Origin of the sequence: Pigmentiphaga litoralis (genome assembly GCF_014651835.1) — a bacterium.
In the GTDB taxonomy this organism is placed as follows: domain Bacteria; phylum Pseudomonadota; class Gammaproteobacteria; order Burkholderiales; family Burkholderiaceae_B; genus Pigmentiphaga; species Pigmentiphaga litoralis.
This window is the reverse complement of record NZ_BMXQ01000003.1, coordinates 171415-183780: the sequence shown is the minus strand read 5'-3', so window position 1 is coordinate 183780 and position 12366 is coordinate 171415. Positions and strand designations below refer to the sequence as shown.

The window sequence follows — 12366 nt, the reverse complement described above, 5'->3', positions numbered from 1 at the left end:
GCGTCTGCAACGTCTGTTCTGCGCGCGATGCGTGCAGAAGTTATGGTGTGGCGACAGTTTCCACTGTTCCCCAGATTTTTAGCGCATCCACGGTTGCAGCGACATCGTGCACACGTACGATTCTCGCCCCCCGCTGCACGGCTGACAGGGCAGCGGCCACGCTCCCCGCCATTCGGTCCTCCACCGCCTTACCGGTCACCGCACCGATCATGCTTTTGCGTGAGACGCCGATGAGGACCGGATAGCCGAGCGCGACGATACGGTCCAGTTCGCGCAGCAGTCGATAGTTCTGCGGCACGGTCTTGCCGAACCCGAAACCGGGATCCAGGCTGATCCGGCCCCGGGCCACGCCGGCCGCTTCCAGCCGCGCGGCCTGGTCCCGCAGGAACCGCAGCACGTCTTCCACGACGTCATCGTACTCGGGCGCGGCCTGCATGGTGCGCGGCTCGCCCTGCATGTGCATGGCGCACAGGCCGCACGCGCTGCCCGCGACCGCTTCCAGCGCGCCCGGCTGCCGAAACCCCCAGATGTCGTTGATCATGTCGGCCCCGGCCGCCAGGGCCGCGCGCATCACGGCCGGCTTGGCGGTGTCGATGGACAGCGGCACCCCACATTCGCGCAGCGCCTCGATCACCGGCAGAACGCGGGCCAGTTCGTCAGCCTCCGCCACCTCTGCCGCGCCGGGCCGCGTCGATTCACCCCCGAGGTCCAGGATGTCGGCGCCTTCGGCCAGCAGTTGCCGCGCGTGGGCGACGCCCGCATCGACCGTGGCGTGCCGCCCGCCGTCGGAAAACGAGTCGGGCGTCAGGTTGACGATGCCCATCACACGCGGGCGCGAGAGGTCGAGGGCGTAGCGGCCGCAGTGGAGCACGGAGGCAGAAGCGGGAAGATCGATCATTCCGGAAGGTGGATCAGCAAAGGGACGGAGTGGGAAAGAAGGGTAAGGCAGTGCCGTGCTGCGCAGTGCCGTGCCGCGCAGTACCGCCGGATCGGCAGCTGCTGAAACGACGACGGCCTATTGCAGAAGATCCGCAATAGGCCGTAGCAGGACATGCTGACTGCCGTGGCACCGGTCCGGCCTAGCCTTTCAGGCAGGACCCGACCGATGCACAGGGCAGGAACATCAGGCCGGCGCGTGCGCGTTCGGGGTGACCCCGGGCGTCGTCGGCGGCGTGGGCGTGTTGCTCGACTCCGTCACCTTCGGCGGACGCGGTGGGCGGCCTTCGATGATGTCGTTGATCTGGTCCATATCGATGGTTTCCCATTCGAGCAGAGCCTTGGTCATCACTTCGACCTTGTCGCGGTTGTCTTCCAGGATCTTGCGCGCAACGCCGTACTGCTCGTCGATGATGCGGCGGATCTCGGTATCGACCTTTTGCATAGTCGACTCGGACATCTGCGTCGTCTTGGTGATGCTGCGACCCAGGAACACTTCCCCTTCGTTTTCGGCGTACACCATGGTGCCGAGCGTGTCGGTCATGCCGTAGCGCGTCACCATGTCACGGGCAATGGCCGTGGCACGTTCGAAGTCGTTGGATGCGCCCGTGGTCATCTGGTGCATGAACACTTCTTCGGCGATCCGGCCACCGAACAGCACCGAGATGGTGTTGAGCATGCGCTCCTTGTCCATGCTGTACCGGTCGATTTCCGGCAGCTGCATCGTCACGCCCAGGGCACGGCCACGGGGAATGATGGTGACCTTGTGCACGGGATCGGTCTTGGGCAGCATGCGGGCAACGATCGCGTGGCCCGACTCGTGGTACGCGGTGTTGCGGCGTTCCTCTTCAGGCATGACCAGCGAGCGGCGCTCGGCGCCCATGATGATCTTGTCCTTGGCCTTTTCGAAGTCCGACATTTCGACCGTACGGCCGTTGCGGCGGGCTGCGAACAGCGCGGCTTCGTTCACCAGGTTGGCCAGGTCGGCGCCCGAGAATCCAGGCGTACCACGGGCCAGCACCGTTGCGTCGACGTCGGTATTGACCGGCACCTTGCGCATGTGGACCTTCAGGATCTGGTCGCGGCCACGAATATCGGGCAGCGGCACCACGACCTGGCGGTCGAAACGGCCCGGACGCAGCAGTGCAGGGTCCAGCACGTCCGGACGGTTCGTCGCGGCGATCACGATGATGCCCGTGCTCGTCTCGAAGCCGTCCATTTCCACCAGCATCTGGTTCAGCGTCTGTTCGCGCTCGTCGTTGCCGCCACCCAGGCCGGCGCCGCGCTGGCGACCCACCGCATCGATTTCGTCGATGAAGATGATGCAAGGCGACTGCTTCTTGGCATTTTCGAACATGTCGCGGACACGGGCCGCGCCCACGCCGACGAACATTTCAACGAAGTCCGAGCCGGAAATGCTGAAGAACGGCACCTTGGCTTCGCCTGCAATGGCACGAGCCAGCAGCGTCTTGCCCGTACCTGGCGAGCCCACCATCAGCACGCCGCGGGGAATCCGGCCGCCCAGCTTCTGGAACTTGGTGGGGTCGCGCAGGAAGTCGACCAGTTCCTGCACGTCTTCCTTGGCTTCGTCACAGCCGGCCACGTCGGCAAACGTGACCGAGTTGGTGTTCTCGTCCAGCATCCGCGCACGCGACTTGCCGAAATTGAACGCGCCGCCGCGTCCTCCACCCTGCATCTGCCGCATGAAGAATATCCATACGCCGATCAGCAGCAGCATCGGGAACCACGAGACGAACAGGCTCATCAGCAGAGACGGCTCTTCCTTGGGCTTGCCGGACACCTGCACGCCGTACTTCATCAGGTCGCCCACCAGCCAGAGGTCGCCGGGAGACGTGATGGAGTAGGGACGGCCGTCGGCCGGCGTAACGTTCAGGATATCGCCCTGGACGTCGACCTTCTGGATACGACCTGCCTTCGCCTCTTCCATGAACTGGGAGTACGACACCGTATCCTGCGGGCGAGCACGGCCTTCAAATTGCTTGAAGACCGTGAACAAAACAAACGCGATCACCATCCAGACCGCGACTTTGGAGAACATATTGTTCAAGGTCGATCTCCTACTCGTATTGCCGACCGGCCAACCGCCCGGAACATACCCGGCGGTTGAAATTCATTGCCTGACTCTGATTGCCTGAAACAGATTGCCAAATTCTACTCTGCTCGCACCCGGCTGACCTTCAAGCCCCGGCCAACCAGGAACGTTTCGGAGGAGTTCGACCGCGAGGCTTTCGGCTTGCGTTCGACCACCCGATGAAAAGTATCCTTGAAGCTCTTCACGATCTGGGAAAACCCGCTACCGTGAAAGGCCTTTACCACCAACGCACCGTCGGGTTTCAGATGGGCAATCGCGAACTCGCGGGCAAGGTCGCATACATGTTCCATCCGGGCGGCGTCGGCCACGCCCACTCCCGAAAGATTGGGGGCCATGTCTGAAATTACAAGGTCTACGACCTGATTACCCAGCAACATTTCGAGTTGTTGCATAACGGCATCTTCGCGAAAGTCCCCCTGCAGAAACTCGACGTCGGCGACAGGCTCCATCGGGAGGATATCCAACGCAAGGATGCGTCCACGCAACACGCCCTGCGGTCCGACCAGCCGTTCGCGCACCACCTGCGACCAACTGCCGGGTGCCGAGCCCAGGTCGACCACGATATCGCCCGGCCGCAGCAGCTTTTCGGTGTCGAGGATCTCGGTGAGCTTGAAAGCCGCCCGCGCGCGGTATCCCTTCTGCTGCGCCTGCTTCACATACGGATCGTTGATGTGCTGGTGCAGCCAGGCGGTGGAAAACTTGTTCTTTTTTGCCATCTGTTCTTTATGGCGGCGACCCGTTTATGGCGTTCGCCGCGCTCAAACCCACTAATTTGGCGAAATCGCCCACCCGCAAGCATACTGCGGACAAAGAATCCTGCGTCCTGACGCGCCGTCCCGTACAATCGCGCCATGCCCGTCCTTGACATTACATCCCAAACACGCAGCGCCCTGCGCGCCGCCGCCCATCCCCTCAAACCCGTCGTCCTGCTGGGCGACAAGGGTCTGTCGGCATCGGTATTGCAGGAAATCGACCGCAACCTGTCGGCCCACGGCCTGATCAAGGTGCGCGCCGGCGGTGAAGACCGCGCCGCCCGCGAAGAGATCCTGCACCAGATCTGCGACCAGCTTGCCTGCGCCCCGGTTCACCACCTGGGCAAGATCCTGATTCTGTATCGCCCGACCGAATCCGACCCGGAAGGCAAGGCCTTCCTGGACAAGAAGGCCGGTTTCGACGTGTCGACCCTTGGCCTGAATACGCATCGCAAGGCCAGCGAGCCGCACGTGCCCAAACGCCAGGCCCAGGCCGGCAAGCCCGCCCCCGAGCGCAAGCGTACCGAAAAGGTCGAGCGCACCACCGGCCCCATCACCGCCCGCGAACGTTACCTGGGCGCGACCGAGAAAAAGACGCGTCCTTCGCTGCACGACGAGGCCGGTTCGGCCCGTGGCGCCGCGCGCAAGAGCGCACCACGCCGTACCGATGGCGGCCTGACTTCGACGCTGGGCGCCGCCCGCAAGAAAGCGACGTCGTTCACCAAGCCAGGTTCGGCCCGCAGCGCGCTGTCGCTGCGCGCCGGCGCCCGCAGCGGCGCGCCCCGCAAGACCCGCGGCGACAGATAAGCGCGCCGTGACCGCCCTCCCCCGCACGGCAGACCGTGACGCGGGGTGGGCGGACTTTCTTCCCTGACCTCATCTTTGTTGACGACCCGTTGCGATGCACGGGGTTGCCGGCGTTCGCACGGCGGTTGGCCGCCGGCTAAGCGGCGACCTGCGTGGACCCGAACCCTATCGGCTCAGATATAACGGACGTTCAGGATCTCGTACTCGCGCACGCCTGACGGCGCCTGCACTTCAGCCACGTCGCCTTCGGACTTGCCGATCAGCGCGCGCGCGATCGGGCTGGAGATCGAGATCATGTTGACGCGGATGTCGGCCTCGTCGTCGCCTACCACCTGGTAGGTCACTTTTTCGTTCGATTCGAGGTCTTCCAGGTCGACCGTCGCGCCAAAGACGATACGGCCGTCGGCGTCGAGTTCGGTCGGGTCGATCAGTTGTGCGTTCGACAGCTTGCTTTCCAGATCCTGGATTCGCCCTTCGATGAAGCCCTGCTTTTCTTTCGCGGCATCGTACTCGGCGTTTTCGGACAGGTCGCCCTGGGCACGCGCTTCGGAGATGGCGTTGATCACCGCAGGACGCTCCACCGTCTTCAGACGATGCAGTTCCTGCTTCAGGCGCTCGGCACCGCGCACGGTCAGCGGAATGGCAGCCATGTTCTACTTCCTTCACTTTCTGGTGGATGTCCGCGGGCCGGGAAGACACCTGCTCATGCAGAGGCGTGCCGGGCGGCGGACGGAAAAACAAAACCCCGGTTCGATCAGAACCGGGGCGATCAACAGAGATTGTCCTGAAACTTGGCGGATGACGCAAGCGTTCCGGCCAAGAATGCGGGATTCTTCCCTATCCCTGACGGACCGTAGGGCGCGGCACGCTCAACCGTAGCAGCGGCTTTCGTACGGGCGGGGTTCCCCCCAAAACAAAGGCGCCTTGCGGCGCCTTTGTCGTTTTTCCAGCCACGCCCGCGAAACTTCCCTCGGGCAGGACCTTTTACGGATTACAGCACCAGCGTTTCGTCCCAGTACTCGGAATCCGGGCCCCAAATGACAAAAGCCCCTTGCGGGGCCTTTGTCAGGGGGCAAAACGACGTTTATTTAATGTCGAGCCCTGCGTGCAGTTCCTGCAGCGAGTACACCTGCAGACCGCCACCTTCACGCATGTACTGCATGCCTTCCACGGCAGCCCAGGCGCCCGCGATGGTCGTGTAGTAGGTCACGCGCGAAGCCAGGGCGGCCACGCGAATCGCCCGCGAATCGGCGATGGCATTGCGGCGTTCCTCGACGGTGTTGATCACCAGCGAGATATCCCCGTTCTTGACCATGTCGACGATGTTCGGGCGGCCTTCGGTCACCTTGTTGACGATACGCACCGGCACGCCGGCCGCTTCGATCGCCGCCGCCGTACCGCGCGTGGCCACCAGCGAGAAGCCCAGCTTGTGCAGGCCCTGCGCCACGGTCACGGCCTTGACCTTGTCTTCGTTCTTGACGCTGATGAATGCCGTGCCGCTTTCGGGCAGGCGAACGCTGGCAGCCAGTTGCGACTTGACGAAGGCTTCACCGAAGGTGGTGCCCACGCCCATGACTTCGCCGGTCGACTTCATCTCTGGGCCGAGAATGGTGTCGACGCCCGGGAACTTCACGAACGGGAACACGGCTTCCTTGACCGAGAAGTACGGCGGCACGACTTCCGCGCCGAGGCCCTGCTCGTCCAGGCTCTTGCCCGCCATGGCCAACGCGCCGATCTTGGCCAGTTGCAGCGACGTCGCCTTGGACACGAAGGGCACTGTGCGCGAGGCGCGCGGGTTCACTTCGAGCACATAGACGGTGCCGCCCTGGACCGCGAACTGCACGTTCATCAGGCCGATCACGTTCAGCGCCCGCGCCATGACGGCGGTCTGCCGTTTGATCTCTTCGATCAGTTCGTTCGACAGCGAGTACGGCGGCAACGAGCATGCCGAGTCGCCCGAATGGACGCCGGCCTGTTCGATGTGCTGCATCACGCCGCCAATGAAGACACGCTTGCCATCGGACAGGCAGTCCACGTCCACTTCGATCGCGTCGTTCAGGAAGCGATCCAGCAGCACGGGCGAGTCATTGCTGACCTTGACCGCTTCGCGCATGTAGCGCTCCAGGTCCTTCTGTTCGTGCACGATTTCCATCGCGCGGCCGCCCAGCACGTAGCTTGGGCGCACCACCAGCGGATAGCCGATGTCCTGGGCATGCGCCAGGGCTTCGGATTCGGTGCGGGCGGTACGGTTCGGCGGTTGCAGCAGGCCCAGCTTGTTCAGCAGCTTCTGGAAGCGTTCGCGGTCTTCGGCGATGTCGATCGATTCGGGACTGGTGCCGATGATCGGCACGCCGTTGGCTTCCAGCGCCTTGGCCAGCTTGAGCGGCGTCTGCCCGCCATACTGGACGATCATGCCGACCGGCTTTTCCTTGTCGACGATTTCCAGCACGTCTTCCAACGTGAGCGGCTCGAAGTACAGGCGGTCCGACGTGTCGTAGTCGGTCGACACGGTTTCCGGATTGCAGTTGACCATGATGGTTTCATAGCCCGCATCACGCAGGGCCATGGCCGCATGGACGCAGCAATAGTCGAATTCGATGCCCTGGCCGATCCGGTTCGGACCGCCACCCAGCACGATGATCTTCTTCTTGTCGGTCGGGTTCGCCTCGCACTCTTCCTCATAGGTCGAATACATGTAGGCGGTATTGGTTGCGAATTCGGCGGCGCAGGTGTCGACGCGCTTGTACACCGGGCGCACGTCGTACTGGTGACGCAGCTTGCGCACTTCGGTTTCGGTCGTGTCCAGCAGATAGGCCAGGCGGCGATCCGAGAAACCCTTGCGCTTCAGTTGCCAGATGGTGTTGCGGTCCAGATCGGCCAGCGTCTTCTTTTCCAACGCCAGTTCGATGTCGACGATTTCCTTGATCTGCGACAGGAACCAGTTGTCGATGTGCGTCAGGGTCTGCACTTCTTCGAGCGAGAAGCCCTGGGCAAACGCGTCGCCCACGAACCAGATGCGTTCCGGACCCGGCTCGCCCAGTTCGACTTCGATCCGCTCGCGGTCGGTCGTCTTCTGGTTCAGGCCATCCACGCCGACTTCCAGGCCGCGCATGGCTTTCTGGAACGATTCCTGGAAAGTGCGGCCGATGGCCATCACTTCGCCCACCGACTTCATCTGCGTGGTCAGGTGGGAATCGCTTTGCGGGAATTTTTCAAACGCGAAACGCGGCACCTTGGTGACGACGTAATCGATGGTCGGCTCGAACGAGGCCGGGGTCGCGCCGCCGGTGATCTCGTTGCGCAGTTCGTCCAGCGTGTAGCCCACGGCCAGCTTGGCCGCGATCTTGGCGATCGGGAAACCCGTCGCCTTGGAAGCCAGCGCGGACGAGCGCGACACGCGCGGGTTCATCTCGATCACGATCATGCGGCCGTTGGCCGGGTTGACCGCGAACTGCACGTTCGAACCACCGGTATCAACGCCGATCTCGCGCAGCACCGCGATCGAGGCGTTGCGCATCAATTGATATTCTTTGTCGGTCAGGGTCTGCGCCGGCGCCACCGTGATCGAATCACCCGTGTGAATCCCCATGGGGTCCAGGTTTTCGATCGAGCAGACGATGATGCAGTTGTCGGCGCTGTCGCGCACGACTTCCATCTCGAATTCCTTCCAGCCGAGCAGCGACTCTTCGATCAGCAGTTCGCTGGTCGGAGACGCTTCCAGGCCGCCGCGGCAGATGGTCTCGAATTCTTCGGCGTTGTAGGCAATGCCGCCGCCCGTTCCGCCCAGCGTGAAGCTGGGCCGGATCACGACCGGAAAGCCGAGCGTGTTGCCCTCGATCGCGATCTTGCGCTGCATGGCCCAGGCTTCTTCCATGGAATGCGCCACGCCCGAGCGTGCCGATTCCAGGCCGATGCTGTTCATCGCTTCCTTGAACTTCTGGCGGTCTTCGGCCTTCTCGATGGCGTGAGCGTTCGCGCCGATGAGTTCGACGTTGTACTTGGCAAGCACGCCGTGCTTGTCGAGGTCGAGCGCGCAGTTGAGCGCGGTCTGGCCGCCCATGGTGGGCAGGACCGCGTCAGGACGTTCTTTCTCGATGATCTTTTCGACGACTTGCCAGGTGATCGGCTCGATGTAGGTGACGTCGGCCGTTTCCGGGTCCGTCATGATCGTGGCCGGATTGCTGTTGACCAGGATGACCTTGTAGCCCTCGGCCTTCAGTGCCTTGCAGGCCTGGGCGCCGGAGTAGTCGAATTCGCAGGCCTGACCGATGACGATCGGGCCGGCGCCGATGATGAGAATACTTTTGATGTCTGTCCGCTTGGGCATAACTCGCCTTAACCTTGTTGCTTGCTGTGTTGCATCATTTGGGCGAAGCGCTCGAACAGCATGACGATGTCATGCGGTCCGGGGCTGGCTTCCGGGTGGCCCTGGAAGCAGAACGCCGGCCGGTCGGTCAGCTCGAACCCCTGCAGCGACCCGTCAAAGAGCGACACATGCGTGACACGCACGTTGGGCGGCAAGGTGGCCGGATCGACGGCAAATCCGTGGTTCTGACTGGTGATGAAGACCCGGCCCGAAATCACGTCGTGCACGGGGTGGTTCGCGCCGTGATGACCGAACTTCATCTTGAGCGTGTTGGCGCCCACCGCCAGGCCCAGGATCTGGTGGCCCAGGCAGATGCCGAACACCGGCTTCTGGCGCTCAAGGAATTCTTTGGTGACCGCGACGGCGTAGTCGCACGGTTCCGGATCGCCGGGGCCGTTCGCCAGGAACAGGCCGTCGGGGTTCAAGGCCAGCACCTCTTCCGCCGACGTCTGCGCGGGCACCACCGTGACGCGGCAGCCATGTTCCACCAGCAGGCGCAGAATGTTGCGCTTCACGCCGAAGTCCATCGCCACCACGTGAAACTTGCCGGGTGCGGGCGTGCTGTGGCCTTCGCCCAGTTTCCAGACGCTGTCCGACCAGGTGTAGCTGTCCTTGACCGTCACGACCTTGGCGAGATCCATGCCCGCCATCCCGGGGAATTCGCGCGCCAGGCGCAGCGCTTCCTCGGCGTCGTCGCCGACCAGGATGCAGCCTGCCTGAGCGCCCTTCTCGCGCAGGATACGCGTCAGCTTGCGGGTATCGATCCCGGCGATGCCGACGACGTTCTGGTCCTTCAGGTAATCACCCAGCGAGCGTTCCGAACGGAAATTCGAAACCATCAATGAATAGTCGCGCACCACCAGTCCAGCCGCATGTATTCTGCTAGCTTCATCGTCTTCCGACGTCACGCCGGTATTGCCGATGTGTGGATAGGTGAGCGTCACGATCTGCCGGCTGTAGCTTGGATCGGTAACAATCTCCTGGTAGCCGGTAATCGCAGTATTGAAGACGACTTCGCCCACGGTATGTCCCGACGCGCCAATCGAGATGCCACGAAAGATCGTGCCATCGGCAAGCGCCAGAATTGCGGGGGTAGTCTCGGGAAAGAGAGACGGCAACAAGAGAAGATCTCCGAGTCGAGTCCTCCCCCATGGGGTCCTCCACAAGGAGGGGCCAAGTTGAGCTGCAGCGGAATAGATACGCGCTAGGGGGGGAGGCGTGAAATGAAAACGTTAAACCTTACAAGTATACCCCATCAGACACCCCTACTAACGGAGCAAATGAGTTGAACCAGCTTGAATCCTTGCGCCAGCATACCGTCGTCGTCGCCGACACGGGCGACTTCGAATCCATGCGCGCCTTCCGTCCGACCGACGCCACGACCAACCCGTCGCTGATCCTGAAAGCCGTTCAGAAAGAGGCCTATCGCCCCCTGCTCGACCGTGCCGTGCGCGACTATCGCAACGAGTCGCTGACGCACGTGATGGACCGGCTGCTGGTCTCGTTTGGCACCGAAATCCTGAAGATCGTTCCCGGCAGAGTATCGACCGAAGTCGATGCACGCCTGTCGTTCGATACCCGCGGCACCGTCGAGCGCGGCCGCACCATCATTTCCTGGTACGAAGCCGCCGGCATTCCGCGCGAACGCGTGCTGATCAAGATCGCATCGACCTGGGAAGGCATCCAGGCCGCCCGCGTGCTGCAGGCCGAAGGGATCCGCTGCAACATGACCCTGCTGTTCTCGCTGGTGCAGGCCGTCGCCTGCGCCGACGCCGGAGCACAGCTGATCTCGCCGTTCGTGGGCCGCATCTACGACTGGTACAAGAAAAGCGCCGGCAAGGACTGGGACGAAGCCGCCAACGCCGGCATCGACGATCCAGGCGTCAAATCGGTCAGCCGGATCTATGAGTACTACAAGACCTACGGGATTCCGACCGAAATCATGGGCGCGAGTTTCCGTAACGTGGGCCAGATCACGGCATTGGCGGGGTCCGACCTGCTGACCATCAGCACCGAGCTGCTGGCCGAACTGGAACAGGCCGAGGGCGACGTGCCCCTGCGCCTGACGCCGGAACGCGCGGCCCAGGCCAAGCCGGAACGCATCACGGCGGACGAGATCACCTTCCGTACGATGCTGAACGAAGACGCCATGGCGACCGAGAAACTGTCGGAAGGCATTCGCGCGTTTGCGGCCGATGCGCGCAAGCTGGATGGGTTGCTCGGGGCTGCCGCCACCGCATAAGCCGGGTCGCTTCAAGAAAAAAGGCCGGATGGCGTTCAACGCGCCATCCGGCCTTTTTCGATTGCGCTCAGGTTGCGGTCAGATACGGCCCGAAAACAGAATCCCGATATTGATCGCCAGCGCCACGGTCCACACGATCGATCGCAGCGTGGCCTTGTCGCGGATATAGAACCAGATGTAGGCGACGCGGGCGAGCAGCCACGCCACCATCAGCATCTGCAACGTGCCGAGCGGCGCATTGGTATAGACCGCCAGCGCCACCGCAATGAAAAAGAACGGCAGGGCTTCCAGCGTATTGGCCTGGGCCGCATCGGCCCGCGCGCGGTAGCCTTCCAGCGTGCCCATCCACTGACGCGGATTGTTGTTGTCGAAGCCCTTGGCCCCGTACTTGGCGATGCCTGCACAAACGATATGCAGCATCCCGGCAATGAGCACGCACCACAGCACCATGGTCATGGCAATCTTCCCTGGCCCGAGGCCGTGGCCGACACGTCGGTGTCGAGGTCTGGTTCAATGAACGGGAACAGCGTCACGACGCGCGGCGGTCCATCAGGGCCCATGCGATCGTGCCGGCATCCACGTATTCGAGTTCACTGCCGGCAGGCACGCCGCGCGCCAGGCGCGTGACGTTCAGACCGCGCGCCCGCAGCAGTTCAGCCAGGTAATGCGCCGTCGTTTCGCCTTCGGTCGTGAAATTGGTCGCCAGGATCACCTCTTTCACGATGCCGTCGGCGGCCCGCTCCAGCAGCCGGTCGAAACTGATTTCGCGCGGCCCGATGCCTTCCAGCGGCGACAAGCGCCCCATCAACACGAAGTACAGCCCCTGGTAGCTGTGGCTGGCTTCGATCATGTTCTGGTCGGCCGGCGTCTCGACAATGCACAGCAGCGTCGGGTCGCGGCGCGGGCTCTGACAGGTCTCGCAGATTTCCGACTCGGTAAACGTATTGCAGCGCGCGCAATGCCGCAGGCGCTGTACCGCGTCGGTCAGCGCCTGGCCCAGCTGGCGCGCCCCGTGCGGGTCGTGCTGCAGCAGGTGGTAGGCCATGCGCTGGGCCGACTTCACGCCCACGCCGGGCAGACGCTTGAGCGCGTCCACCAGCATGGCCAGCGGCGCCGGTCCGGAGGTTCTGTCAGTAGCCATCAACGGCGT

General features: G+C 63.1%; 10 protein-coding genes. 2 read left to right on the top strand and 8 right to left on the bottom strand.

Going from position 1 to position 12366, the window contains the following annotated elements; translation table 11 throughout:
* Positions 1–40 precede the first annotated feature (40 nt).
* The 3 genes from folP to IE116_RS23855 all read right to left on the bottom strand — a co-directional run bounded on the left by folP (position 41) and on the right by IE116_RS23855 (position 3765).
* Positions 41–898 carry a dihydropteroate synthase gene (folP, locus tag IE116_RS23865; protein ID WP_189616171.1) on the bottom strand — a complete coding sequence of 286 codons (858 nt, stop codon included), beginning with the start codon at positions 896–898 and terminating at the stop codon, positions 41–43.
* Between the two features lie 225 nt (positions 899–1123).
* Positions 1124–3004 carry an ATP-dependent zinc metalloprotease FtsH gene (gene ftsH, locus IE116_RS23860; RefSeq protein ID WP_189616169.1) on the bottom strand — a complete coding sequence of 627 codons (1881 nt, stop codon included), beginning with the start codon at positions 3002–3004 and terminating at the stop codon, positions 1124–1126.
* Between the two features lie 104 nt (positions 3005–3108).
* Complete coding sequence (locus tag IE116_RS23855) at positions 3109–3765, bottom strand: RlmE family RNA methyltransferase (RefSeq protein ID WP_189616167.1); 657 nt, start codon at positions 3763–3765, stop codon at positions 3109–3111.
* Between the two features lie 135 nt (positions 3766–3900).
* Between IE116_RS23855 and IE116_RS23850 the strand changes: the two genes are divergently transcribed.
* Complete coding sequence (locus tag IE116_RS23850) at positions 3901–4608, top strand: YhbY family RNA-binding protein (protein WP_189616165.1); 708 nt, start codon at positions 3901–3903, stop codon at positions 4606–4608.
* 173 nt (positions 4609–4781) lie between these two features.
* On the opposite strand, the gene greA is transcribed toward IE116_RS23850, so the two are convergent.
* The 3 genes from greA to carA all read right to left on the bottom strand — a co-directional run bounded on the left by greA (position 4782) and on the right by carA (position 10095).
* Entirely contained in the window at positions 4782–5258 is a 477-nt protein-coding gene (greA, locus tag IE116_RS23845; RefSeq protein ID WP_189616164.1) for a transcription elongation factor GreA, read from the bottom strand.
* 434 nt (positions 5259–5692) lie between these two features.
* On the bottom strand, positions 5693–8935 hold the full coding sequence (gene carB, locus IE116_RS23840; protein ID WP_189616162.1) for a carbamoyl-phosphate synthase large subunit: 3243 nt from the start codon (positions 8933–8935) through the stop codon (positions 5693–5695).
* A gap of 8 nt (positions 8936–8943) precedes the next feature.
* A complete protein-coding gene (carA, locus tag IE116_RS23835; RefSeq protein WP_189616160.1) occupies positions 8944–10095 on the bottom strand; it encodes a glutamine-hydrolyzing carbamoyl-phosphate synthase small subunit in 1152 nt (383 codons plus the stop codon).
* 164 nt (positions 10096–10259) lie between these two features.
* Between carA and tal the strand changes: the two genes are divergently transcribed.
* Positions 10260–11216 (top strand): transaldolase, encoded by a 957-nt coding sequence (gene tal, locus IE116_RS23830; RefSeq protein WP_189616158.1) that lies wholly within the window; start codon positions 10260–10262, stop codon positions 11214–11216.
* A gap of 78 nt (positions 11217–11294) precedes the next feature.
* Here tal and IE116_RS23825 read toward each other — a convergent pair whose 3' ends face one another.
* On the bottom strand, positions 11295–11672 hold the full coding sequence (locus IE116_RS23825; protein WP_189616156.1) for an MAPEG family protein: 378 nt from the start codon (positions 11670–11672) through the stop codon (positions 11295–11297).
* A gap of 73 nt (positions 11673–11745) precedes the next feature.
* Positions 11746–12357, bottom strand: a complete 612-nt coding sequence (gene recR / locus IE116_RS23820; RefSeq protein ID WP_189616154.1) for a recombination mediator RecR — start codon at positions 12355–12357, stop codon at positions 11746–11748.
* Positions 12358–12366: the final 9 nt, after the last annotated feature.

Bases quoted from the DNA above. Each gene is read 5' to 3' on its own strand.
- IE116_RS23825 (WP_189616156.1), bottom strand. From the start codon at position 11,672: ATGACCATGGTGCTGTGGTGCGTGCTCATTGCCGGGATGCTGCATATC.
- carB (WP_189616162.1), bottom strand. From the start codon at position 8,935: ATGCCCAAGCGGACAGACATCAAAAGTATTCTCATCATCGGCGCCGGC.
- IE116_RS23855 (WP_189616167.1), bottom strand. From the start codon at position 3,765: ATGGCAAAAAAGAACAAGTTTTCCACCGCCTGGCTGCACCAGCACATC.
- recR (WP_189616154.1), bottom strand. From the start codon at position 12,357: ATGGCTACTGACAGAACCTCCGGACCGGCGCCGCTGGCCATGCTGGTG.
- folP (WP_189616171.1), bottom strand. From the start codon at position 898: ATGATCGATCTTCCCGCTTCTGCCTCCGTGCTCCACTGCGGCCGCTAC.
- IE116_RS23850 (WP_189616165.1), top strand. From the start codon at position 3,901: ATGCCCGTCCTTGACATTACATCCCAAACACGCAGCGCCCTGCGCGCC.
- greA (WP_189616164.1), bottom strand. From the start codon at position 5,258: ATGGCTGCCATTCCGCTGACCGTGCGCGGTGCCGAGCGCCTGAAGCAG.